The sequence below is a fragment of the Saccharothrix isguenensis genome (assembly GCF_052936305.1).
Genome location: NZ_CP193626.1, coordinates 7,903,677 through 7,927,686, shown reverse-complemented (window position 1 = coordinate 7,927,686; position 24,010 = coordinate 7,903,677). Strand labels below are relative to the sequence as shown.

Sequence of the window (24,010 nt, the reverse complement as noted above, 5' to 3'; positions counted from 1 at the left end):
AACGCAAGAGGGGCCCGGCACTCGGCCGGACCCCTCCTGACGTGCGTAGAACGGTGCGCTACCTCGTTGGTGGCGTACCGCCCCCGATCGGATCCGGAGAGGGTTCAGTCGCTTCCGTCGTGGTCGGCGGGCAGAGCGGCCGGCACGGGGTCGACGTGCGGGTCGTCGTCGGCGGCGTCCGAGTCGTCGTGGTCGCCTCGGTCGTCGTCGTCTTCTCCTCGTCCTCGTCTTCCTTCTTCTTCTCCGTGGTCGTCGTCGCCGTGGTGGTGGGCGTCGGCTTCGGCAGTTCCTTGTACTGGTGCAGCGGCTTGGCCTTCGCGAACGTCTCCGCAGCCGTTCCGGCGAGGGCCTTGTCCATGAACTTCTTCCAGATCTGGCCCGGCAGACCGCCACCGAAGATCGGGTTGCCCCTGGCGTCCTGCAACGGCTCGTTCCCCATGTCGCGGCCCATCCACACCGCGGCGGACAGCGAGGGTGTGTAGCCGACCATCCAGGCCTTCGAGTTCTGGCCGGCGTTGTCCGGGAGTTCGTGCGTACCGGTCTTGCCGGCGCACTCCCGTTCCGCGCACGGGATCTTCGCGTACGTCAGCACCGGCTTGAGCGACTCGGTCACGTTGTCGGCGATGTCCCGGCTCATGATCGGGTCCGAGTCGAAAGCGGGCCGGGTGTTGTCGATGTGATGGTGGAGCGCCTTGCCCTCGCTGTCGAGGATCCTCGAGATGAAGAACGGCTCGTGGTAGACCCCGCGCGAGGCGAACGAGGCGTACGCGGAAGCCATGTCGAACGGCCGCACCTGCGCCTCACCACCACCGATCGCGATACCCGCGTTCGGCGGACCACCGTTCTCGTTGACCAGCAGCTGCTTCTCCACGCCACCCATGTTCACGGTCTTCGGGATGCCGGCACCGTGCGCCGCCTCCGCGACCGGCTTGGTGCCGATCTCGAGGACCATCTCGTAGAACACGGTGTTCAGCGACATCTCCATGGCCTTGCGGATGGAGCAGTACTCGCCACACGAGTTGCCGGGGTCCGAGGAGTTGCGGATCGTGATGGGCCTGTCCCCGACGTTGTTGAAGGTCTTGGGCGACCGACCGTCGTACGTCGAGCCGAGGCCCTTGCCCGCCTTGAGGGCGGCCACCAGGTCGAACGGCTTGAACGACGAGCCCGCCTCCTGCAGCGTGCCCTTCGCGTAGTCCAACCCGACACCGTCTTCACCCGCGTAGTACGCCTTCACCGCGCCCGTGTGCGGGTCGATGGCGGTGAGCGAGGACTTGAGTCCCGGCGTCTGGTTGGCCAGCACCTCGGCCACCGACTGCTCCGCCGCCAGCTGCATCGGCGGATCGATGGTGGTCTGGACGGTGCCACCGATCTTCTTGAGCTTCTCCACCGGCCACTTGATGTCGACCATCTCCTGCTTGACCTGCTGGAGGATGTGCAGGCGTGGCCCGCTGAGGCCGGACTGGTCGGCGCCCGGCAGGGGCTCGGGGAACTGCTCGCTCGCGCGGTAGGTCGCTTCGATCATCTTGTGCTTGACCATCTGGTCCATCACGTAGTTCCAGCGTTCGCGCAGGTACGCGGGCTGCCAGTCGCGACCGGGGTTCTGGATCATGCCCGCGAGCAGGGCGGCCTGCGAGTGCGTGAGGTTCTTGAGATCGTCGTGGCCGAAGTACGCCTTCGCGGCGGTCTTGATGCCGTAGGCGCCCTTGCCGAAGTAGATCGTGTTCAGGTACGCGGTGAGGATGTCCTTCTTGTCCTGCTGCTGCGACATCTTGTACGCGGTGACGGCCTCGTTGAACTTGCGGCTCAGGGTCATGCCGTCTTCTTCGGTGGCCTGCTTCACGTACTGCTGGGTGAGGCCGGAGCCACCGCTCTGCTCGCCCTTGAGCTGGTAGTACCCGGCGCGCGCGATGGCGGTCAGGTCGAAGCCGACGTTCGTCATGAACGTCGGGTCCTCGGCCGCCATGACCGCGTCCTTGATCGAGTCCGGCAGGTCGTCGTACTTGACCAGCGTGCGGTTCGCGTCCCCCTGGGCGATCTTGGTCATCACCGAGCCGTCGGAGTAGAGGATCGTGATCGCCTTGTCCTGCTCGGCCGCGACCACCTCCGGGTTCGGCACCGTCACGACCTGGTAGGCGACGGCGAAGGCGACGACCGGGGTGAGGAGCATCATGCCGAAGGCGACGTAGCTGGTGCGGCGCACCTTGCGCCAGATCTTCTTCCGGCGCAGGGCGCGGGCCTCCTTCTCGGTCAGCTCCTCGTCGTACTCGTCGTCGTAGAAGGGTTCGACCTCGACCTCGTCCTCGCGGTGGGTGAGGAGTTCCGGCTCGCGAGGCGTGGTCTGGTACACGGGCGGGAGCAGGTCCGTCGGCTCTTCCCCGGGACGCCGTTCCGGACCCGGCCCGCCGGGTCTGCGGGGCCCGCCGGGGCCGGCCATCGGCGGACGGCCGCCGGGCGGCACCGGTCCACCGGGCGCGCCGGGTCGACGCACGCCGCCGGGAGGGGTGTTCGGGCGCTGGGGCGGGCCGCCGGGCACGCTGCCGGCCGCCGCGGGGCCGTCGAGGCCGCCTGGTCGGGGGCCGGGACGACCGGGGCCGTCACCGGGCGAGCCGTGCCTGCCGCCGTTCGGGCCGGGACCGCCGTTCGGTGCGAAGCCGCCGTTCGGGCCGGGGCCGCCGGGGCCGCCGGGACCGACGGGTCGGCGTGGGCCGCCCCGGGGGATGCCGCCGGGTGGCGTTCCTCCCGCCGGCGGGAGGCCCCCCGCCGGGGTGGCCGGGTGGGCGAAGCCGCCCGGCGGTGTGGGTGGACGGGAGAACCCGCCCGGTGGGGTGCCGTGTCGAGGGCCGGGGCCGTCGACCGGAGTGCGTGCGAAACCACCTGGCGGGGTGTTCGGACGCTCCGGCTGATCCCCGGCTCCGTGGCGCGAGTGCACGCCGCCGCCGTCCGGGTCCTCCCCGGTCGGCCACTGCGGCTCCGCGCCACGATGCCTGTCGTCATGCTGGTCGTTCACGAAATGGCCTCCCAGACCAGCGTGCTCCTGCACGCGGTTCGGTGGTCGTACGCCCCTGCTCCTCGTGGGAGCGGCGCCCGTGGCCGGAGCCGGTTCACTCCGCCGCGGTCCTCCTGCGCGGCTTGGCGGAATCCAGGCCACGCGTACCCAGGACGTATGACTGCACCAGGTGGTTCCAACTACATGTGCGGCAAACTTCAACCACGTACACGGTGAACTCCTCGAAAAGGTTCGCCATGCGGGTGAGCTCGTCGACGGTGCGCGCGGACCCGGCCGCGTGCTTGAGCTCGTCGCCGTAGACCCAGGACACGTGGGTGAGGGGTTCCTTCCGGCACACCGGACAGGTCACCTGGCTCGGTTGGCCGTGGAACTTCGCAGCTCGCAGCAGGTACGGGCCGGCGTCGCAGACCTCCATCGTGCCCACTCGGCCCGCGTAGACCTCCGCCAGCAGCGCACGGCGCTGCAAGGCGTAGTCCACGACCTGGCGTTGGGTCAACACGACGACCAGAGTACGTGCCGCCCCAATCCGGTCGATGGGCCGTTCGGGGCAGTGCGCCGAAGCCAGGGGGCCACTGTGGGCGACGTGACACTGCGTCGGGATGCGTGGATGTATCGGCCCGATATACTGAGCACACACATCGGCGCCGACTGGTGCGAGGAGGTGCCCCGTGCTGGAGTTCGCGGTCCTCGGCCTGCTGCACGAAGCGCCGATGCACGGCTACGAGCTGCGCAAGCGTTTGCACGAGCTGTTGGGCGCGTTCCGCGCGTTCTCCTACGGAACGCTGTACCCCACGCTGCGCAAGTTGCAACGTGGTGGGCTCATCGTCGAAGAAGTCCCCCAGGACGATTCGGCCCGGTGGGGCCGCCGGGCGCGCAAGGTCTACCGGCTCACCGCCGAGGGCAAGGAGAGGTTCGCCGACCTGCTGGTCAACGCGGGCCCGCAGACGTGGGACGACGATTCGTTCGGCGTCCACCTCGCGTTCTTCTCGCGCACCCCGGTCGAGATCAGGATGCGCATCCTGGAAGGCCGGCGTCGGCGGGTCGAGGAACGTCGTGAGGGGCTGCGCACCTCGTTATCAGCGACCAGCGAGCGCATCGACCGGTACACCAGGGAGTTGCACCGGCTCGGGTTGGAGAGCACCGAGCGCGAGGTGCGGTGGTTGAACGAGCTGATCGCCCATGAGCAGGCCGAACAGCGCGAGCAGGACCAATGAGCACCCCGAAGAAGCAAACCCCGAAGAAGCAACGCCCGAGTAAGCGAACACGGAAGAACGAAGGAGGACTCGGCATGGGCGACAACCGCCGCACCGTTCGAGTGGCCATTGTCGGGGTCGGCAACTGCGCGGCGTCGCTGGTGCAGGGTGTCCACTACTACCGCGACGCCGACCCGGCCGCCAAGGTGCCCGGTCTGATGCACGTCCGGTTCGGTGACTACCACGTGCGCGACATCGAGTTCGTCGCCGCGTTCGACGTGGACGCCAAGAAGGTCGGCACCGATCTTTCCGAGGCGATCGGGGCGAGCGAGAACAACACGATCAAGATCGCGGACGTGCCGCCGCTGGGCGTCACCGTGCAGCGCGGTCACACCCTCGACGGGCTCGGCCGGTTCTACCGGGAGACCATCGAGGAGTCCGACGACGAGCCGGTGGACGTGGTGCAGGCGCTGCGCGACGCCGACGTCGACGTGCTGGTGTCGTACCTGCCCGTCGGCTCGGAGGACGCGGACCGCTTCTACGCGCAGGCCGCCATCGACGCCGGGGTGGCGTTCGTCAACGCGCTGCCGGTGTTCATCGCCTCCGACCCGGTGTGGGCGGAGAAGTTCCGCGCGGCCGGCGTGCCGATCGTCGGCGACGACATCAAGTCCCAGGTCGGCGCCACCATCACGCACCGCGTGCTGGCCAAGCTGTTCGAGGACCGCGGCGTCCAGCTCGACCGGACGATGCAGCTCAACGTGGGCGGGAACATGGACTTCCTGAACATGAAGGAGCTGGAGCGGCTGGAGTCCAAGAAGGTCTCCAAGACGCAGGCGGTGACGTCGCAGGTCGACCGCGAGATGGGCAAGCGCAACGTGCACATCGGACCGTCGGACTACGTGGCGTGGCTCGACGACCGCAAGTGGGCGTACGTGCGGCTCGAGGGCCGTGCGTTCGGTGACGTGCCGCTGAGCCTGGAGTACAAGCTCGAGGTGTGGGACTCGCCGAACTCGGCGGGCATCATCATCGACGCGGTGCGCGCCGCGAAGATCGCGCTGGACCGTGGCATCGGCGGCCCGATCCTGTCGGCGTCGTCGTACTTCATGAAGTCCCCGCCGGTGCAGTACTCGGACTCCGAGGCGCACCAGTCGGTCGAGGCGTTCATCCGCGGTGACGCGGAGCGCTGACCGCTCGAACGACGGCACCCCCCGCACTCGGCTCGCCGCCGACGTGCGGGGGGTGCCGTCGTTCAACGGGCCAGGGCAGCGGGCAGGTCCGTCAGCTCGCGCAACACCGTGACGTGCCGCAACACCCCCGGATCCGGCGGGAAGTGGGGATTGGGGACGGCGTACACGGTCATGCCGGCGGCCAGGGCCGAGCGCAGTCCGTTGGTCGAGTCCTCCACGGCGGCGCAGAGGCCCGGCTCGACGCCCAGCTTGGACGCGGCCAGCAGGTAGACGTCCGGCGCCGGCTTGCCCGCACCCGCCTGCTCGCTGGACAGCGCCACCGGCACCACGTCGGTCAGGTCGGTCGCCGCCAGGAACGACTTGATCAGCACCGGCGGGGACGAGCTCGCGATGGCCACCGGGTACCGGGACGCCACCTCGCGCACGACCTCCACCGCGCCCGGCAGCACCGGCGGTCCCTCGGCGTAGCGCTCGGCCATCTCGCCGATCACGCCCGCGGCGGTCTCGGCGGGGGTGAGCCGGACGCCCACCTCGGTCACCAGGTAGGTCGCCCACTCCGGTGTGCTCATGCCCTGCATCGCCCGCGTCGACGTGGGCAGCCAGGCGCCGCCGTGTCGAGCGGCGAAGGCCTGCCGCACCTCGTCCCACATCCGTTCGGAGTCCACCAGCACGCCGTCGAGGTCGAACACCACAGCATCCACACCCATGACCGTACTGTGAACGGTGTCGGATGGACTGTGTCGAATGGACGGCCCGAAGCGCCGTGCACCGTTCGGCACAACCTCGATCCGCCCCACGCACGCACGGTGACCAGGTGGTTCCGGTCGGCTAAAGGTTGATGAGTTCGCCTTGAGTTCACCTCGAAGTCCGCTGGCGGAGGCGTTCCACTCCTACGGTCGCCGAGTTCCCACTGAGCTATTTCGGAGGTCCGCGTGTCCTCATCCACCGATCGGGGCCGTCGCCTGCTGCCCCTCTTGGCCAACCATCCCCTCGGGCGTTCGGCGATCACCTGCAAGAACCGCTGCGGCGACGCGTGCGCGCACGAGGCCCCCAACACCTCCGACAACGCCTACTTCGGTGACGTCGTCGGCGAGGTCGTGCGCCGGCGCGGGCTGCTGAAGGCGGGCGCGGTGTTCGCCGTCGCGGGCGCGGGTGTCGGGCTGGTCGGTGCGGGCAGCGCCGCCGCGAAGCCCCGGCCCGTCGTCGACGCCGACCTGGGTGGCGGACGCCGCAAGGACGGCCTCAACTTCGCCGCCGTCGCGCCCAACACCGAGGACCGCGTCGTCACGCCCGAGGGCTACGAGCAGGACATCGTGCTGCGCTGGGGCGACCCGGTGCTGCCCGGCGCGCCGGAGTTCGACTTCGACCGCCAGACCGCGGCGGCGCAGGCGCGGCAGTTCGGCTACAACTGCGACTTCCTCGGCCTGGTCCCGGTCGGCAGGCACGACCAGTGGCTGCTCGTGGCGAACCACGAGTACACCAGCGAGGAGTTCCTCTTCAAGGACTGGGACGAGAACAACCCCACCCGCGAGCAGACCGAGATCGCGTGGGCCGCGCACGGCGCGTCCGTCGTGCTGGTCGAGCGGGACAGGCGCAGCGGCAGGCTGGTGCCCAAGGTGGACCGGCGCTACAACCGGCGGCTGACCGCGACCTCGGAGTTCAAGGTCACCGGTCCGGCGGCGGGTTCGGCGCACCTGAAGACGTCCGCCGACCCGACCGGCACGAAGGTGTTGGGCACGCTCAACAACTGCGCCGGCGGCGTCACGCCGTGGGGCACGATCCTGTCCGGCGAGGAGAACTTCAACCAGTACTTCGGCAACGCCGGCTCGGTCACCGACCCGGTGGCCCAGGAGCGGCTCGCCCGGTACGGCCTGCGCGGCGCGGCGTCCGGCCGCAAGTGGGAGCGGTTCGACAAGCGCTTCGACGTGGCGCAGGAGCCCAACGAGGTCAACCGGTTCGGCTGGGTCGTCGAGATCGACCCGCTCGACCCGGACTCGACCCCGGTCAAGCACACCGCTCTCGGCCGCTTCAAGCACGAGGGCGCGAACGTCATCATCGCCGCCGACGGCCGCGTGGTCGCGTACATGGGCGACGACGAGCGCTTCGATTACATGTACAAGTTCGTGTCCGACGGGAAGTTCAAGCGGGGCAACAGCAAGCACGCCCGTGAGCACAACAAGAAGCTGCTGGACAGCGGCACGCTGTACGTCGCCAAGTTCACCGGTGACAGCCCGGCGGCCGAGATCGACGGCACCGGCAAGCTGCCCGCCGACGGCGAGTTCGACGGCACCGGCGAGTGGATCCCGCTGGCGAGCGGCGACCGGTCGTTCGTGCCCGGCTTCACCGCCGAAGAGGTCTACATCTTCACCCGGCTCGCGGCGGACAAGGTCGGCCCGACCAAGATGGACCGTCCCGAGGACGTCGAGCCGAACCCGCGCAACCGCCGGGTGTACGCGGCGCTGACCAACAACACCGACCGCGGCAAGGCGGGCAAGGAAGGCCCCACCGAGCCGAACCCGCGCCCCAACAACCGGCACGGGCACGTGCTGGAGCTGGAGGAGCGCCGCGGCGACAACACCGCCACGACGTTCTCCTGGAAGCTGATGCTGGTGTGCGGCGACCCGACGTCGTCCGACACGTACTTCGGCGGTTACGACAAGACCCAGGTGTCGCCGATCTCGTGCCCGGACAACGTGGCGTTCGACTCGCAGGGCAACCTGTGGATCTCCACCGACGGCAACGCGCTGAAGTCCAACGACGGCCTGTTCGCGGTGCCGGTCGAGGGGCCGTACCGCGGTCGGGTGAAGCAGTTCCTCACCGTGCCGAAGGGCGCCGAGACCTGCGGGCCGGTCATCGAGGACGACTTCGTGCTGGTGGCCGTGCAGCACCCGGGTGAGATCGACGGCGCGTCGGCGCAGAACCCGCTGTCGCACTGGCCGGACGGCGGCGCCTCCCAGCCGCGTCCGTCCGTGGTCGCGGTGTGGAAGAAGGACAAGGGCCGCATCTGCGGCTGATCCCCGAGGTCGGAGGGCTCGCGCCACCACACGCGAGCCCTCCACTCAGGCACCGCGAGTCCTCCGGTGGGGCACGTCGAACTCGCCGGTTAGGGTCGTGCCATGACCCGACCCGTTGCCCTGATCACCGGTGCGTCGCGCGGCATCGGTGCGGCTGTCGCCCGCGTGCTCGCCCCGACCCACGACCTGCTCCTGGGCGGTCGGGACGAGGCCGCGTTGGCCGGGCTGGCCGGGTCGCTGGAGTCCGCCCGCCCCTGGCCGGTGGACCTGGCCGACCCGGGCGCGATGGCCGCCGCCACCGCCGACCTCACCCGCCTGGACGTCCTCGTGCACAGCGCGGGCATCGCGGAACTCGGCCCGCTCGCCGAGACGACCGCCGACGTCTGGCGCCGCACCCTGGAGCTGAACGTCGTCGCGGTCGCCGAACTGACCCGGCTGGCACTGCCGCTCCTGCGCGCCGCCCGCGGTCACGTGGTCCTGATCAACTCCGGCGCCGGGCTGCGCGCCAACCCGAACTGGGGCGCGTACGCCGCCAGCAAGTTCGCCCTGCGCGCCTTCGGTGACGTCCTGCGCGCCGAGGAGGAGGACCTCCGCGTCACGTCAATCCACCCCGGGCGCGTGGACACCGACATGCAGCGCGGGGTCCGCGAGCAGGAGAGCGGCGACTACCAGCCGCACCTCTACCTGCACGCGGACTCCGTCGCACGGGCCGTGGCCACCGCCGTCAACGCGACGGACGACGCCCACGTCACCGAGATCGTCGTCCGTCCCCAGCCCCGACCCCGCTAGCTCGCGAAGGTGAACGCCCGGTCCGTCGCCAACAGCGCCAGCTGCCGGTTGGACACCACCGACGGGTAGTCGGTCGACACGTACACGACCTCGCCGTTCGGCCGGTAGCTGTACGCCGTGCGCGCGCCCCACTCACCCGACGCGTGTTCGGTGAACAGCACCAGACCGCCGTCCCCCGACCGCGCCGATCCGGTGCACGTCGTCATCTCGCAGATCCCGGCCGGCGCGGTGGTGAAGAAGCCCGGCGCGTGGACCTGGACGAACAACCTCCCCGCACCGCGCGGCGTGGTGAACCGGACGTCGTTGTTCACGTACTGCTGCCCGTCGAACAGCCCCGCCGCCTCATGACCCCACGCACCGGTCCGCACGTCCGAGGCACCGCGCACCACCTGAGGCACCAACTCGACCTCACGCGCGCTGAACCCGGCCGTGCGGACCTCCAACTGCGCCACCGTCTCGTGCACCGGCGTGATGTCGGCGGGCGGCCAGGCGAACTCCTCCGACTCCGCCGCGACCGCCGTGCCGCCGAACCCCACCAGCAACGCCGCCGCGAGCACGGCACCCAACGTCCTGCGAATCATGTGTCCCCCTGATAGGTGGCTTCGACTTCCCCACCCCGGAGACGCGCCGAGCGCGCGATTCGTTGCCTACCGGAGTCGGGCCGCTACCTCGCGTACGCCGGCCTGCGCCTCACGACGGTCCACGTTCGTGGTCTCGCCGTCCGCCACGACCTGCTTGCCCGCCACCCACACGTCCTTGACCCGCCGGGTCCCCGACGCCCACAGCAGGTTCGCGAGCACCTGCTCGTCCGGCGCGTCCAACCCGGTCGCGAACGCCGGGTCGTCCACGTCCACGTGCACGACGTCAGCCCACCGGCCGGGCTCCAGCGCACCGAGGTCGTCCCGGCCCAACGCCGCCGCCCCACCCCGCGTGGCCAGCAGCAACGCGTCCGCCGCACGCATCGCCGTGGCGTCCTGCGACGTCACGCGCGCCAGCAGCGCCGCCAACCTGGCCTCCTCGAACAGGTCCAGGTCGTCGTTGGACGCCGGCCCGTCCGTGCCCAACCCGACCGGCACGCCCGCGTCGATGTACGACCGCAGCGGCGCGATGCCGGACGCCAGCTTGGTGTTCGAGCCGGGGCAGTGCGCGATGCCGACCTGGTGCTTGGCGTAGATCTGCACGTCCTCCGGTGACAGGTGCACGGAGTGCGCCGACAGCACCCGCCCGCCGAGCACGCCCGCCTGCTCCAGCAACCGCGGCACCGAGCCGTGCGACGCGCGCTGCGCCACGTCCTCCTCCGCCGACTCGGCGACGTGGACCTGCAACAACGCCCCGCGCTCGCGCGCCTCACCGGCGATCTCGCCCAACGCCTCCGGCGTGAGGATGTACGCCGAGTGCGGCCCGTAGCTCAGCTCGATCCGCTCGTCCGGCCCGAACCGCAGCCCGTCCGCGTCGATCCACCGGGTGATCTCGCCGGTCATCGGCCGCCACGGCAGCCCCGGCAGGTCCATGATCGCCGAGCCGAACAGCACCCGCGACCCCGCCGCCAGCACCGCGTCCACCAACTGCTCGCCGTGGAAGTACATCTCGGCACTGGTGGTCACGCCGTTGCGGAGCATCTCCACCGCGCCGAGGAGCATGCCGACCCGGATGTCCTCGGGCTTCATCTTCGCCTCGGCCGGCCACATCGCCTCGTGCAGCCAGCGCAGCAGCGGCAGGTCGCCGCCCATGCCGCGCAACAACACCATCGGGCTGTGCGCGTGGGCGTTCACCAGACCCGGCATCAGGATGCCGCTCACCCGGCGGACTTCCCCGGTGAACTCCGGCGCACCGGTCGCCGAGCCGACGTGCGCGATCCGGCCGTCGACGACGTCGACGACGGCGTCGCGGAGGACGGTGCAGGCGGGATCGCAGGGCAGGACGACGGGGGCGTGCAGACGCAGTGACATGTCCCCGATCCTGCCGCACCCGATCGAGCGACACACGAGATGGCGGCGTACGGCGCACGGTAACCCGAACAGTGGGTTTGACCGTTCCGAGCGGTGTCGGACGCCGGACGGACGTAGCCTCCGGAACGTTGGGTGAGGTGGTGGTCCCGCTGATCCGGCGAAGGAGTGGCAGTGGCTCGTGACGGTGGAAGTGACGGTGAGTCCGGCGAGCGGCGTGGTCGGGAACGGCCCGCGGTGGCGGTCCTCCGGTCGGAGGCCGATTTCACCGACCCGGACCTGTCCCGGGAACGCCGGTGGCTGGCGTTGTTCCTGCTGGTGCACCTGGTGGACGAGCACGGGCGGATGGGTTCCGCGTACCGGCGGATCCTCCGGCGTGCGGAGCGGGTGCCGGGGCACTGGGCGGAGGGCCGGTCGCTCGGCGCGGTGCGGGCGGACGTGACGCGCTGGATCGGCGTGGACGCGAGGGCCGACAGCATGCCGCCGTGGGACCGGATCGCCGACCTGATCCACGACGCCGTGCACCCGCGGCGCGCGCTGGAGGTACTGGCGGCGGCCCGTTACCTGCACTGCCTCGCCGCCGGGGTGGAGAACGACGCCGAGCTCCACCGTCCGCAGTGGTTGGAGGCAGGGATGGACAACATCACCACCACGGTGATCGGTGGGCCGGGCTGGGCGCGGAAGCACGGCCTGCCCGAGACGGACGCCGAGACCCGGGTGCCCGAACCCCGGCTACCGGCGGCCGACCAGCCTGCCCGCACTGCCGAAGCACCCAGTGCCCCAGCGCCTGATGCCCCAGTGCCCGCAACCACGGCGCCCGATTTCACGGCGCCTGATGTCGCAGCGCCCGAATCGGAAGCGCTCCGTCCGGCCGCAGCCCAGCCGCAGACGTCCGAGCCGCCGGTGCCGCGACCACCGGCGTCTCCGCGACCGAAGCCCAGGCCCTCGGAACCCCAGAAGGCCGCACCCCACAGGACATCGGCCCAGCAGGCAGACCCCGAGAAGACAGAGTCCGAGAAGGCAGGGCTCCAGAAGACGGGGCAGCAGAAGACGGGGCCGCAGAAGCCGAAACCCCCGAAGCCGGCGCCACAGAAGCCAGCGGCTCAGAAGACGTCGTCACCGAAGACCGGGGTCCAGGAGACGGCGACTCGACCGCCGGCAGCCCAGCGGCCGAAAGCCCGGCGGCCGAAGGCCCAGCCGTCCGGTCCACAAGCGACGGAGCCAGGCGAGCGGAACGCCTACCAGCTCCTGTGGACGGTGGTGCGGGTCCACCGCGAGGCGCAGGCGCGGATCAGCGAGCTGGAGCACCAGGTCGAAGAGCTGCGCGAGCAGAACGCCAGGCTGACCGGCGACGCAACCAGTCCGGACGACCACCGGCCCACCATCCCGGACCAGACCCGGCGCACGCAGCCGGACAAGCCGGTCACCGACCGCCACCTGGCCGTGGAGGACCCGCCGCGGCCCTTCACCTACCCGCTGCCGGCGGAACTCCCCGAATCCAGCCGCATGTCGCGCTGACCACCGGGCCACCGGGCCACCGGGCCACCGTGTCGCCGGGTCACCTGGTCACCGAGCCGCCGGGTCACCGGTCTTCGGCGACGGGGAGCGCGGCCCGCACCTCCCACCCGCCACCGGCCCGCCTACCCGCGCTGAACCGGCCGCCGAGCAGTTCGACTCGCTCCCGCATGCCCACCAGCCCGTACCCGCCGGTCCCACCGGCCGGGTCCGCGCTCTGCGCCCGCCCGTCGTCGGCCACCACCACGTGCACCACCCCGTCCGCCACCACCACCGAGACGTCCACGGAGGACAGACCGCCGGCGTGCTTCCGCGTGTTCGTCAACGACTCCTGGACCAGCCGCAGCACCGATCGCCCCAACGACGGCGGCACGGGCACCGGAAGGTCGAGGTGCAGCCGCACCCGCTGACCGGACTGCTCCACCACCCCGCGCACGTCGTCCGCCAGGTCGCTGGTCACCGTCGGCGCGTCCCCGTCGGTGCCGCGCAACGTCCCCACCAGCCGCCGCATCTCGGTCAACGCCTCGTTGCCGCTGCGCACGATGATCGGCAGCACCTCCGGCGAGGCGGACGGCACGGCCTGCGCCGCCTGTGCGTGCACCACCATCCCGGTCACGTAGTGCGCGATCACGTCGTGCAGCTCACGCGCCAACGCCATGCGCTCGGCGTGCTGCGCCGCCGCCACCTCGGCCCGCACGGCGGTGGCGCGTTCCCGGTCACGGGCCCGGAAGTACAGCCCGGTGCCGACCGACAGCGTCAGCAGCACCCCGCCGCCGATCATGTGCTGCCAGGGGGATGTGCTGTAGTCGGGCCAGTGCCGCGCCCAGTAGTCCGGCCGGACGACACCCGTGCCGGCGGACGCCACGACGAGCACGACCACACCCACCACGGCCCGGACGAGCGGCGCGTGCCGCACCACGACCGCGGTGATCGCCATCACCGCCGCCGTCTCGGACACGACCAGCCCGCCGACCATCGGCACCTCCGGCACGACGTCCAGCACCCGCAGCATGATCGAAGTCGCGGCCAGCGCCGTCGCGGCGGCCAGCGCGGCGTCGAACGGGCGCCGGGGCGCGAGCACGGCCAGCGCGCACACCACGGCGGTGCCCGGGAGCTGCCACCAAGCCGCCTGGCCGACGACCTCGCTGCCGAGGAAGAAGAGGAGGGCGCAGGCGAGCGGCCACTGGCGGCGGATCAAGGGCCGCCACCCGAGGTGAGTGCTCTCCACGGGGTGTCACGGTAGGTCCTCGCGGCGGACCGCGCGTCCGCCCCCGGTCGGGTGGGGTGTCAACCACAAGGCTGACCCGAACGCTACGCGAAACACACCGGTGGCCGATGTCGGATGACGAATTCTCGGGTGACTCTGGAGGTGCGAGTCGGGGAACGGAGGAACACGATGTTCGGAGTGGTCGCTACTTGGGCGGGCGCCGTGCTGGGTCTGCTGGTGCTGGTGTTGATGGCGTTGTCGGGGTTGTTGATCGATTCCCAGGAATAGCCGTGCGGCTCAACCCTGGACGCGCTGCCGGAGCAGTTCGGCGAGCCGTCCGGGGGAATGGGGTCGGGTCGTTTCCGAAGGCGAGGGGGAAAAGCGGGCGGGGCCGCCCGTCCGGGCGCGGAGGGCGGCGGAGGGGTCGAGTCGGAACGCGGGGCGGTTGCCGGACGTGCGCTGCCGGGAGCGCAGCCACGACAGCCGGTGGCGCGATTCGGCGTGGTGGTCGGTGATGGTGACCGCGGCGAGGTCGAACGAGTGCAGCACGGCCCGGTTCAGCTCCACCACGGCGCGGTCGCGCCACAGGGAGCGCTCGGTGGACGTGTCCAGGCCCAGCGCCTCGGCGACGGGCCTGGCGGCGCCGTAGGCGTTCTCGTCGGCCAGGCTCCGGGCGCCGATTTCGGAGCCGACGAACCACGAGTTGAACGGCGCGGCGGGGTAGGTGATGCCGCCGATGGTCAGCCGCATGTTCGTGATCACGGGCACCGCGTGCCAGCGGAGGCCGAGTCGGCCGAACCACGGCAGCTCGGGGTGTTCGAGCAGCACTTCGTGCACCACGTCCGGCGGCACGGTGAACAGCTTCGCGCCCTCGTGCGCGGTCTCCACCACGAGCGGCAGCAGGTCGAAGCGGCCGGGTGCCACCGGCGCCCGCCAGCCCATGCCCCGCACGGCGTCGGTGAACCCGGTGTAGCGGCGGTCCCCGGTGCCGTCGCCGTAGCCCGCGTACCGGATCAGCTGCTCGTTCCAGATGCACGGTCCGGGCGCGGTCGGCGTGTCCGGCGCGAACACCGTGACCAGCGGGCGGATCTCGCCGCCGTTGGTGGCCAGCCGCAGGTGCTCGACGCACTCGCCGGCCACGGCGGCGGCGTTGCGGAAGCCGCGCAGGTCGCGGACCTTGAGCCGGCGCCACGGCACGCCGCTGGTGCACCAGCCGGAGTCCCGCAGCGCGATGCGCGCGCCGTAGGACAGCTCCTCGGTGGTGTGCCGGTAGGTGCCGGTCTCGGCGACCTCGTCGCGCATCCGGCCCAGCCGGGGGCCGACGGGTCCTGCTTCGGGGTGGGCGATGTGGAACATGCGGAGGAAGCCCTCCGCCGCGTCCACGTCGAACGTTATCGGTTCGTTGTCAACTACGGTCACGGGCGGCAACCGTAGTGGCGGAACGGTGTCACACGTCACTGCCAGACGGGGCACATCGGGTGATCAACAGAGTCCACTCGATCCGGTGACGAGGCGACTCGCAGTCGTCGCATCGGTCGGACCGGGCCCGGACTCCATGCCACGGTCAGGTGAGTTCGTTCCGCTCGAACATGAGGTCGTGGCTGATCCGCTCTTCCTCGACCGCGCGCTGCTCGAACTTCGTCACCGGACGCCACTCCGGTCGCGGCGCCCACCCGTCGTGCCGGTTGCGCAGCAGCGGCTCGGCCGAGCACACGGCCAGCATCTGGTCGGCGTACTCCTCCCAGTCGGTGGCCAGGTGCAGCGTGCCGCCCGGACGCAGGCTCGTCGCGACCAGGTGCACGAACTCCGGCTGGACCAGCCGCCGCTTGTGGTGCTTCTTCTTCGGCCACGGGTCGGGGAAGTAGATCCGCACGCCGGACAGCGTGCCGGGCGGGACGTGGTCGGTGAGCAGGTCGACCGCGTCACCGCGCAGGACCCGCAGGTTGGTCACGCCGAGCGCCTCGGCGCGCAGCAGGAGCTGCGCCAGGCCGGGCTTGTAGACCTCGACGGCCACGTAGTTCACGTCGGGCGCGGCGGCCACCAGCTGGGCGGTCGTCTCGCCCATCCCGGAGCCGATCTCGAGCACCACGGGGGCCTCGCGGCCGAACCACTCGTCGAATCGCACGGGACCGGCCGGGAGCGCCTTGACCTCTCGGCCCAAGCGCTCCCAGTGGCGGTCCCATGCGCGCTGCTGCCCCACGGTCATCCGTTCGCCGCGTTGCACGTAGCTGACGACGGATCGGTGGTGCTGCGGTCGCTGGTGGCTGGACGTCACGGGCGTACAGCCTAGGTGGTGCGCTAGGCGATGTTCTCCAGGTCCTCGATCTGCTCACGCAGCTCGGCCGGGGTGAACTCGATGGCTTGGCGCTGACCGGGGCCCCGGTGCGCCGGGAGCAGGTCCACGAAACCGGGGTGCCGGTCCGTGAACTGCACTGTTGTGGGCTCGGCGGGGCCGTACACGCCGCTCTCCGACGGTACGAACTCCCAGTAGCCGACCTCGCCCTCGGTCGCCCACGGGACGAACACCCAACCCGGCCGGCTGCCGAGCAGGCTCGTTATCTCGTCCTCCAGGGCGAACGCCGCCGCGCGCGAGGCGATCCTGCCCCGGTCGAGGGCGCGGAGCCACCAGGGTGCCGGTGCGTCCTTGCCCATCGCGCGGAAGAGCGCGAGCACTTGCTGTTCGTCGGCCCGGTGGATCCAGGCCCGACGGGTCTGCGCGGGGGAGTCGGCGACACCGACGCCTCCTGCGGCTTCGATAGCGTGCGACCATTCCAGCGCCAGCATCGGTTCGACGCGAAGGGCGTGGTCGCGTTGCCGTGGCAGTTCCTTGGGCCCGGCCGACGAGCGGTCGGCGTTCAGGTCCGGATCAAGCACCGTCACGGGTTCACCTCCGGAGGGTTCCTTGACGGGGGGTATCCGAATTCGCGTGCGGGCAGGCGCCCACCTCACGATTCGCACTTCCATCTGACCGGGTTCAGATGCTCTTGTCATGGACCTGTGCCGGAGTTCACGACGTCTTAACGAACGGCTTACTCCGCTTGCCCGAATCCAGAACTGTGAAACATGACCGACATGGAATATTTGTGATCCCGAGCACAAGGGGAATTGGGTGACGGGGAGAGCGGTGATCGCCGCGATCATGATCGCGTTGATGATTCCGGGCGTCGCCGGGGCGCAGACGATCGAGGAGCAGCAGTGGCACCTGGCCGCCCTCGGCGTGCCGGCGGCACATGCGATCACGCGCGGTGACGGAGTGGTCGTCGCGGTGGTGGACTCGGGCGTGGACGCGACCCGCCCGGACCTCGCGGGTGCGCTGCTGCCCGGCAGGGGGTTCGGCACGGCGAGCGGCACGGACGGCACCGCGGACAACGACGGCCACGGCACCGCCATGGCGACGCTGATCGCCGGCCGGGGCGTGGACGGCGGTGCGCTCGGCGTCGCCCCCGGCGCGATGATCCTGCCGGTCTCGGTCGGCGCGGACGGCGACAGGTTCACCACCGCGTCCGTCTCCGAGGGCGTGACCTGGGCCGTCGACCAGGGCGCGGACGTGGTCAACCTGTCCCTGACATCGGTCGCGACGCTCACGCCGGACCTCCTGCGCGCGATCAACTACGCGTTCGACCACGACGTCGTGGTGGTCGCCGGCACCGGCAACGAGGGCGAGGAGCACATCGGCGCGCCCGCCAACATCAAGGGCGTCATCGCGGTCTCCGGCACGGTCGAGGGCAACGGGCCGTGGCCGGAGTCGAACACCGGCCCGGAGGCGGTGCTGGCCGCGCCCGCGCAGGGCATCGTCACCGCCATGCCGCTGAAGGTCCAGGGCACCGGGTACGCCGGGGTCGACGGCACGAGCGCGGCGACGGCGCTGGTCTCCGGCGCGGCGGCGCTGGTCCGGGCCCGTTATCCGGACCTGGACGCGGGCAACGTGGTGAACCGGCTCATCGCCACCGCGACCGACCTGATGGCGCCCGGACGGGACAACCAGACCGGGTTCGGCCAGGTCGACCCGGTGGCGGCGCTGACCGCCGACGTGCCGCTCGTGGAGCGGAACCCGCTGGCCCCGCCGCCGCGCACGTCGTCCGCACCGCCACCGCGGACGTCGGTCGAGGGCCTGCCCGCGCCGCCGTCCGAAGGGACCGACAACACCACCGTGCTCGTGGCGGTCGGTGGTCTCGCCGCGGTCGGGCTCGCGGTGGCGTTGCTGCTGGTCCGGCGCAACCGGGTCCGCCGCACCCCCGTTCCGGTCGTCACCGAGATCCCGCCGCCGTCCGACGACTTCTGGCGCGGTGACCGGCGCTGACCGGCTCGCGATTACTCGTGCGCGTGGTATTCGACGGATTCCTTCGTGAGTTGCATGAAGGCCTCCTCCAGCGAACCGAGTTGCGGGCTCAACTCGTGCAGCGTGATGCCATTCTCGGCGGCCAACTCGCCGATGAACGACGATTCCACCCCGTGCACGACCAGCGCGCCGTCGGAAGCCGCGGCATCGGCGACCCGGGCGCGTCCGCTCAGCAACTCGCGCAGTCGGTCGGCTTGAGGCGTGCGGACGCGCACCGTGTCCTCGGTGGCGTCCTTGATGAACTGCTCGGTGCTGGTCTGCGCGATGAGCCTGCCGCGTCCGATCACGATCAGGTCCTGCGCGGTCTGGGCCATCTCCGACAGCAGGTGGCTGGACACGAACACGGTCCGGCCCTCGTCGGCGAGCCGGTGCATGAACTGGCGGATCCAGAGGATGCCCTCCGGGTCCAGGCCGTTGACCGGCTCGTCGAACATCAGCACCTCGGGGTCGCCGAGCAGCGCGCCGGCGATGCCCAGCCGCTGCGACATGCCGAGCGAGAACCCGCCGGCGCGGCGCTTGGCGACCCGGGTCAGGCCGACCATCTCCAGCACCTCGTCCACGCGCGCGGTGGGGATGTCGTTGGACCGGGCCAGCCAGTGCAGGTGCGCTCGCGCCGACCGGTTCGGGTGCACCCACTTGGCGTCGAGGAGTGCGCCGACGACGCGCAGCGGCTGGTGCAGCGTCCGGTAGTCCTCGCCGTTCACGGTGACCCGGCCGCGAGTGGGGTGGTCCAGGCCCAGGATCATCCGCATGGTGGTGGACTTGCCCGCGCCGTTGGGACCGAGGAAGCCGGTGACCCGGCCCGGTCGCACGGTGAACGACAGGTCGTCCACGGCCACCGTCCTGCCGTAGTGCTTGGTGAGGCCGGTCGCTTCGATCATGACATCTCCCGTCCGATCAAACGCTTGTGGCGAAACCTGAGGGAGAAGAGCCCGGGCCACCCCCGATGGTGACCCGAGCTCCCCCTTCCTCCCCCGGCTGCCCGTGCGTCGGCCCCCGAATGCCGGCGGCACGGGCCTACCCGTCACGCGTCCCCTTACGCGTCCCGTCGCTTCACCACGACGAGCGAGATGATGTAGATCACCAGCGCGATGCCGGCGAAGTACCCGAACGAACCCCACGGGCTCAACTCGCCGATCGCGGGCGGACCGGCGCCGTCCGGGATGCCGCTCACGTCCGGGTCGCCCAGGATGAACTTCTGGGCCACCAGGAACGGCATCCAGTTCTGGATGTCGTCGCCGATGTTCGGGATGAGCCCGACCACGTTCTCCAGCACCAGCGCGAACACCAGGATGATCGACACGGCGCCGGCGGTCTGCCGCACCAGCGCGCCGATGCCCAGGGCGAGCAGCGCGCCGGCGCCGTAGACGAGGCCGACGCCGGCGACGTGCCGCCAGTCGTTGCCGGAGGTCAGCGCGAGCTGCGAGTTGTCCTGCGCGAGCAGCCAGCTCAGGCCCCACGACCCGAACGAGGCGGCCAAGCCGACCAGGGCGGACAGCAGCACCACGACGACGGCCTTGGCGATCATCGGCGACGTGCGGTCCGGCGCCGCCTGGAACGTCGACTTGATGGTGCCGAAGCGGTACTCGGTGGTGACCGCGAGCGCCGCCATCACCATGACCACGTACAGCCCGAACGTGTGGGCGAACACCGCGCCGATCACCGGCATCGGGGCGTTGTCCCAGTTCGCCGCGATGACCGCGGTCAGACCGAGGGTCAGTCCGAGTGCCAGCAGCATGCACCACCAGGGCGAGCGGGTGGTGAAGAGCTTGATCCGTTCAACGGCGAGCAGAGTCATCGGTGGTCACTTCCCCATCTCGGCGAGCTCGGCGTGGTACTCCACAGAATCGCCGGTGAGCTGCATGAATGCCTGTTCGAGCGAACCGCGCTGCGGGCTGAGCTCGTGCAGCACCACGCCGCTCGCCGCCGCGATGTCCCCGATCTCGTCACTGGCCGCACCCGATACGACGAGCGAGCCGTCCTCGTCCTCACGGACGGTGAACCCCTTGTCGATGAGCATCGCGCCCAGCTTGTCCGCGTGCGGGCTGCGCACCAGGACCGAGTTCTCGGTCGACCGCTCCACGAACTCGGTGGTGCTGGACTGCGAGATGAGCTTGCCGCGGCCGATCACCACCAGGTCCTGGGCGGTGACCGCCATCTCGGACAGCAGGTGGCTCGACACCAGCACGGTGCGGCCGTCGGCGGCCAGGCCCTGCATGAACTGGCGGATCCAGAGGATGCCCTCCGGGTCCAGGCCGTTGACCGGCTCGTCGAACAGCAGCACCTTCGGGTCGCCCAGCAGGGCGCCCGCGATGCCGAGGCGCTGCGACATGCCGAGCGAGAACCCGCCGGCGCGGCGCTTGGCGACCTTGGCGAGGCCCACCATGTCCAGCACCTCGTCCACCCGCTTGTCGGGCAGGCCGTTGGACTTGGCCATCCACTGCAGGTGCGCCCGCGCCGAGCGGTTCGGGTGCACCCACTTCGCGTCGAGCAGGGCGCCGACGGTCCGCAGGGGACGGTCGAGCTGCGCGTACGGCTTGCCGTCGATCAACACCTGTCCCGCGGTCGGCCGGTCGAGGCCGAGCATCATCCGCATGGTGGTGGACTTGCCCGCGCCGTTGGGGCCGAGGAAACCGGTGACCCGACCGGGTTCGACGGCGAAGGACAGGTTGTCCACCGCAACCGTCTTCCCGTAGCGCTTGGTGAGGCCGATAGCCTCGATCATGATCTCTCCCCTGGACGACACATCCCCCGGACTCGGGTAAACCTTGCCCTGTCCACGAGGTCTTGCACATCGGTCTGTAGTTGACTGGGCCGTGCGACTTCAGTCTTATCGTGGTCAAGACCTCGGTCGTAGTAATCGGTGACCACCCTGAGTTGTCCCTGAGGCGGGAACCGGCCGACTCTCAGGGACGGGCTGCAACTACCGTGTGCGGTCATGGCTTACACCGAGGCACCTGACGGCTGGTGGCGCGAGTTCGTTTCGGCCACACCGCCGCGGACCGGCAAGCTCGCGGTCGTCCGCAAGGACGGGTCGCCGCACGTCTCGCCGGTGTGGGTCGACCTGGACGGTGGCACGCTCGTGTTCACCACGTCCCTGGGGTCGATCAAGGGCAAGGCGATCGCGCGGGACGGGCGGGTGTCGGTCTGCCTGGACGACGAACGGCCGCCGTTCGCGTTCGTCACGGTGTCCGGCCGGGCCGAGGTCGAGGACGACCCGGAGCAGGTGCGCTACTGGGCGGGCCGCATCGGCGCCCGGTACATGGGCGCGAACCGGGCGAACGAGTACGCCGAGCGCAACGCCGTGCCCGGCGAGGTGGTCGTCCGCATCCGCGACGCCAAGGTGGTCGCCAAGATCGCCGTCGCCGACTGACCCCCGCGAGTCCTCCACTCCGGCACCGCGAGTCGTCCACTCCGGCAGGGCGAGTCGTCCGACCGCACGCAGGTCAAGCGGCGAAGTAGCGGTCCAGCACGGCCGCCGCGCCGTCGTCGAGGATCGTCCCCGTGACCGCATCCGCAGCCGCCTGCACGGCGGCCGGCGCCTGACCCATCGCGACGCCGTGCGCCGCCCACCGCAGCATCGCCACGTCGTTCGAGCCGTCCCCGATGGCCAGCGTGTCCTCCTCGGACACCCCGAGCGCACGCCGCAGATCCTCCAGCGCCGCCCCCTTGGTCACGCCGGGAGGCGACAGCGTCAGCCAAGGCTGGGTGTGGTCGCACGAAGCCGACACACCGGGCAGCTCGATGTCCAGCATCCGCAACGCCAGCTCCTCCGGCGTCCGCCCGATCCACCGCATGACCAGCCGTGACGTCGGCGTCGCCGCCAGCTCTCCGAACGTCACCTCGCGCACCTCGCCCCACAGGTCGCGGTCCGGGAACCGCCCGAGCGACAGGCTCCCCACCCCCGTCACCTCCACCGCGAACACCGAATCGGGCAACTCGCCGCGCAGGCGTTCGACGGACGGACCGGGCGAGAACTCGACCTTGCGCACGACCTCGCCGGAATCGGTGTCCCACCACACCGCCCCGTTGGAGCAGAGGGCCGTGGTCCCGCGCAGGTCGAGGTCCTCGAGGACCGGCCAGGTGCCGACGAGACTCCGACCGGTGGACAGCACCACGTGCGCGCCGTGGTCCACCGCGCGCCTGATCGCCGCACGCACCGCCGGCGCGATGTCCTCGCGGCCGACCGGCGTGATGGTCCCGTCGATGTCCAGGGCGATGAGGCGTGGTCTCCAGGTCACTGACGTCACCCTACTGGGCGACCACATCGCCGGCGACCGTTATTGAATCATGGTTCAATAACCACGTGGCACGACCGAAGACGATCACGGACGAACGCCTGCTGGTCGCCGCGGCACAGGTGATCGGCCGCAAGGGACCGGGCTTCACCATCGCCGACGTGGCCGCGCGGGCCGACGTCTCGGTCGGCACGGTGGCGCAGCGGTTCGGGTCGAAGAGCGGCCTCCTCCAGGCCCTGACCAGGCAGACCACGGCCGACATCACGCGACGGATGCGCGAGGCAGCCGCACGTGAAGACCCGGTCGACGGCCTGCGGGCCGCGCTGCTGTCGTGGTTCGAGGGCATGACGGAGCCGGCCGAGGCGCAGAACCACCTGGCGCAGCTCGGCGTGGACCTGATCGACCCGGAGCTGCGCGCGCTGCTCGCCGACCTGTACGCGGCGACCGAGCAGACCGTGCTGGACATCACCCGACGGGTGGATCTTCCGCACGGTCCGTCGCCCGAACGTGCGGCGCGGGTGCTCACCGGGTTGCTCTACGGCGTGTCGATGGACTGGTCGGTCCGGCCGCGCGGCGCGCTGGCCGACCGGCTGGAGCAGGACGTGGACGCGGTGCTGGACGCGTGGAAGGGGAGATGATGGCAGAGCTGGAAGGCCTCCGGGGCAAGGTCGCGGCGGTCACGGGGGCGACGCGAGGAGCGGGCCGGGCGATCGCGGTCGAGTTGGGCGCGGCGGGCGCGACGGTGTTCGTCGGCGGCCGGTCGACCCGCGAGCAGAAGTCGCCGATCGGCCGGGACGAGACGATCGAGGAGACCGCGGAGCTGGTCACGGCGGCGGGCGGCCGCGGCATCGCGGTGCGCTGCGACTTCACCGCGCCCGCCGACGTGGACGCGTTCCGCGCCCGCATCGAGTCCGAAGTGGATGGCCGGCTGGACGTCCTGGTGGACGACGTGTGGGGCGGTGAGGCGGACACCGAGTTCAAGGTCTTCTGGGAGCAGGACCTGGACCGCCAGCTGCGCATGTGGCGCAACAGCGTGCAGGCGCACCTGGTCGCGCTGCACCGCCTGCTGCCGCTGCTGGTGCGGCAGCCGGGCGGGCTGCTGGTCGAGGTGACCGACGGCGACAGCGACGACTTCTACAGCGAGTCGCTGGCGTACGACTCGGTGAAGGTCGCGATCCGGCGGTTCGGCACGGTCATGGCGAAGGAGCTGGAGCCGTTCGGCGGCACGTCCGTCGCCGTCACGCCCGGCTTCCTGCGGTCGGAGCAGATGCTGGAGCACTTCGGCGTGACGGAGGAGAACTGGCGCGACGCGATCGCCAAGGAGCCGCACTACGCGCTGTCCGAGACGCCGCACTACTTGGGGCGCGGCGTGGCGGCGCTGGCCGCCGATCCGGACCGCCACCGGTTCACCGGCAAGGCGCTCGCGTCGTGGACCCTCATGCGCGAGTACGGCTTCACCGACCTGGACGGCTCACGGCCCGACTGGGGCCGGTGGTACGAGGAGGTCTTCAAGCCGGGCGTGGACCCGACCACCGCGGACGCCGCCGAGTACCGCTGAACCGCCGAACCGCCGAG

22 protein-coding genes are annotated in these 24,010 nt (G+C 70.9%); 9 read left to right on the top strand and 13 right to left on the bottom strand.

Translation table 11 applies throughout. The features are described from left to right. Window positions 1–58: 58 nt before the first annotated feature. Together ACRAKI_RS35995 and ACRAKI_RS35990 are read right to left on the bottom strand one after the other, a co-directional pair. Entirely contained in the window at window positions 59–3,007 is a 2,949-nt protein-coding gene (locus tag ACRAKI_RS35995) for a transglycosylase domain-containing protein (protein ID WP_447004919.1), read from the bottom strand. Between the two features lie 94 nt (window positions 3,008–3,101). Next, on the bottom strand, window positions 3,102–3,506 hold the full coding sequence (locus ACRAKI_RS35990) for a DUF5318 domain-containing protein (RefSeq protein WP_447004918.1): 405 nt from the start codon (window positions 3,504–3,506) through the stop codon (window positions 3,102–3,104). Window positions 3,507–3,675: 169 nt separating this feature from the next. Between ACRAKI_RS35990 and ACRAKI_RS35985 the strand changes: the two genes are divergently transcribed. Together ACRAKI_RS35985 and ACRAKI_RS35980 are read left to right on the top strand one after the other, a co-directional pair. Then, the gene (locus ACRAKI_RS35985; protein ID WP_447004917.1) at window positions 3,676–4,221 is read left to right on the top strand and encodes a PadR family transcriptional regulator; all 546 of its coding nucleotides are present in this window, start codon (window positions 3,676–3,678) and stop codon (window positions 4,219–4,221) included. A gap of 74 nt (window positions 4,222–4,295) precedes the next feature. Then, window positions 4,296–5,387, top strand: coding sequence for an inositol-3-phosphate synthase (locus tag ACRAKI_RS35980; protein ID WP_447004916.1), 1,092 nt, complete (start codon window positions 4,296–4,298; stop codon window positions 5,385–5,387). A gap of 62 nt (window positions 5,388–5,449) precedes the next feature. Here the strand turns inward: ACRAKI_RS35980 and ACRAKI_RS35975 are convergent, their stop codons facing one another. Next, window positions 5,450–6,088: an HAD family hydrolase gene (locus ACRAKI_RS35975; RefSeq protein ID WP_447008606.1), complete on the bottom strand. Its 639-nt coding sequence runs from the start codon at window positions 6,086–6,088 to the stop codon at window positions 5,450–5,452. 273 nt (window positions 6,089–6,361) lie between these two features. Between ACRAKI_RS35975 and ACRAKI_RS35970 the strand changes: the two genes are divergently transcribed. Both ACRAKI_RS35970 and ACRAKI_RS35965 read left to right on the top strand, forming a co-directional pair. Further along, the gene (locus ACRAKI_RS35970) at window positions 6,362–8,401 is read left to right on the top strand and encodes a PhoX family protein (RefSeq protein WP_447004915.1); all 2,040 of its coding nucleotides are present in this window, start codon (window positions 6,362–6,364) and stop codon (window positions 8,399–8,401) included. A gap of 102 nt (window positions 8,402–8,503) precedes the next feature. Continuing rightward, window positions 8,504–9,190 (top strand): SDR family oxidoreductase, encoded by a 687-nt coding sequence (locus ACRAKI_RS35965; RefSeq protein WP_447004914.1) that lies wholly within the window; start codon window positions 8,504–8,506, stop codon window positions 9,188–9,190. Here the strand turns inward: ACRAKI_RS35965 and ACRAKI_RS35960 are convergent. Together ACRAKI_RS35960 and ACRAKI_RS35955 are read right to left on the bottom strand one after the other, a co-directional pair. After that, window positions 9,187–9,771: a hypothetical protein gene (locus tag ACRAKI_RS35960; RefSeq protein WP_447004913.1), complete on the bottom strand. Its 585-nt coding sequence runs from the start codon at window positions 9,769–9,771 to the stop codon at window positions 9,187–9,189. The two genes, ACRAKI_RS35965 and ACRAKI_RS35960, sit on opposite strands and share 4 nt — an antisense overlap. A gap of 66 nt (window positions 9,772–9,837) precedes the next feature. Then, window positions 9,838–11,139: an amidohydrolase family protein gene (locus ACRAKI_RS35955; RefSeq protein WP_447004912.1), complete on the bottom strand. Its 1,302-nt coding sequence runs from the start codon at window positions 11,137–11,139 to the stop codon at window positions 9,838–9,840. 171 nt (window positions 11,140–11,310) lie between these two features. Here ACRAKI_RS35955 and ACRAKI_RS35950 point away from each other — a divergent pair, with 171 nt between their 5' ends. Beyond that, a complete protein-coding gene (locus tag ACRAKI_RS35950) occupies window positions 11,311–12,654 on the top strand; it encodes a hypothetical protein (protein WP_447004911.1) in 1,344 nt (447 codons plus the stop codon). A gap of 64 nt (window positions 12,655–12,718) precedes the next feature. Here the strand turns inward: ACRAKI_RS35950 and ACRAKI_RS35945 are convergent, their stop codons facing one another. The 4 genes from ACRAKI_RS35945 to ACRAKI_RS35930 all read right to left on the bottom strand — a co-directional run bounded on the left by ACRAKI_RS35945 (window position 12,719) and on the right by ACRAKI_RS35930 (window position 16,738). Next, window positions 12,719–13,879 carry a sensor histidine kinase gene (locus ACRAKI_RS35945; RefSeq protein WP_447004910.1) on the bottom strand — a complete coding sequence of 387 codons (1,161 nt, stop codon included), beginning with the start codon at window positions 13,877–13,879 and terminating at the stop codon, window positions 12,719–12,721. Between the two features lie 276 nt (window positions 13,880–14,155). Continuing rightward, a complete protein-coding gene (locus ACRAKI_RS35940; protein ID WP_447004909.1) occupies window positions 14,156–15,277 on the bottom strand; it encodes a nitric oxide synthase oxygenase in 1,122 nt (373 codons plus the stop codon). 145 nt (window positions 15,278–15,422) lie between these two features. Beyond that, window positions 15,423–16,064, bottom strand: a complete 642-nt coding sequence (gene trmB / locus ACRAKI_RS35935; RefSeq protein WP_447008605.1) for a tRNA (guanosine(46)-N7)-methyltransferase TrmB — start codon at window positions 16,062–16,064, stop codon at window positions 15,423–15,425. Between the two features lie 92 nt (window positions 16,065–16,156). Beyond that, window positions 16,157–16,738 carry a hypothetical protein gene (locus ACRAKI_RS35930; protein ID WP_447004908.1) on the bottom strand — a complete coding sequence of 194 codons (582 nt, stop codon included), beginning with the start codon at window positions 16,736–16,738 and terminating at the stop codon, window positions 16,157–16,159. A 229-nt stretch (window positions 16,739–16,967) separates the two neighbouring features. Between ACRAKI_RS35930 and ACRAKI_RS35925 the strand changes: the two genes are divergently transcribed. Then, window positions 16,968–18,158 carry a S8 family serine peptidase gene (locus tag ACRAKI_RS35925; RefSeq protein ID WP_447004907.1) on the top strand — a complete coding sequence of 397 codons (1,191 nt, stop codon included), beginning with the start codon at window positions 16,968–16,970 and terminating at the stop codon, window positions 18,156–18,158. 11 nt (window positions 18,159–18,169) lie between these two features. Here the strand turns inward: ACRAKI_RS35925 and ACRAKI_RS35920 are convergent, their stop codons facing one another. From ACRAKI_RS35920 to ACRAKI_RS35910, 3 genes are all read right to left on the bottom strand, one after another. Continuing rightward, on the bottom strand, window positions 18,170–19,078 hold the full coding sequence (locus tag ACRAKI_RS35920; RefSeq protein ID WP_447004906.1) for an ABC transporter ATP-binding protein: 909 nt from the start codon (window positions 19,076–19,078) through the stop codon (window positions 18,170–18,172). Window positions 19,079–19,233: 155 nt separating this feature from the next. After that, window positions 19,234–19,995, bottom strand: a complete 762-nt coding sequence (locus ACRAKI_RS35915) for a hypothetical protein (protein WP_447004905.1) — start codon at window positions 19,993–19,995, stop codon at window positions 19,234–19,236. A 6-nt stretch (window positions 19,996–20,001) separates the two neighbouring features. Further along, entirely contained in the window at window positions 20,002–20,922 is a 921-nt protein-coding gene (locus tag ACRAKI_RS35910; RefSeq protein WP_447004904.1) for an ABC transporter ATP-binding protein, read from the bottom strand. A 213-nt stretch (window positions 20,923–21,135) separates the two neighbouring features. Here ACRAKI_RS35910 and ACRAKI_RS35905 point away from each other — a divergent pair, with 213 nt between their 5' ends. Next, complete coding sequence (locus ACRAKI_RS35905) at window positions 21,136–21,570, top strand: PPOX class F420-dependent oxidoreductase (protein WP_447004903.1); 435 nt, start codon at window positions 21,136–21,138, stop codon at window positions 21,568–21,570. Between the two features lie 73 nt (window positions 21,571–21,643). On the opposite strand, the gene ACRAKI_RS35900 is transcribed toward ACRAKI_RS35905, so the two are convergent. After that, complete coding sequence (locus tag ACRAKI_RS35900; RefSeq protein WP_447004902.1) at window positions 21,644–22,438, bottom strand: HAD family hydrolase; 795 nt, start codon at window positions 22,436–22,438, stop codon at window positions 21,644–21,646. A gap of 65 nt (window positions 22,439–22,503) precedes the next feature. Between ACRAKI_RS35900 and ACRAKI_RS35895 the strand changes: the two genes are divergently transcribed. Beyond that, window positions 22,504–23,073, top strand: a complete 570-nt coding sequence (locus tag ACRAKI_RS35895; protein WP_447004901.1) for a TetR/AcrR family transcriptional regulator — start codon at window positions 22,504–22,506, stop codon at window positions 23,071–23,073. Further along, window positions 23,073–23,993, top strand: a complete 921-nt coding sequence (locus tag ACRAKI_RS35890) for an SDR family oxidoreductase (protein ID WP_447004900.1) — start codon at window positions 23,073–23,075, stop codon at window positions 23,991–23,993. Before ACRAKI_RS35895 ends, ACRAKI_RS35890 begins: the two co-directional genes overlap by 1 nt. Window positions 23,994–24,010 lie beyond the last annotated feature (17 nt).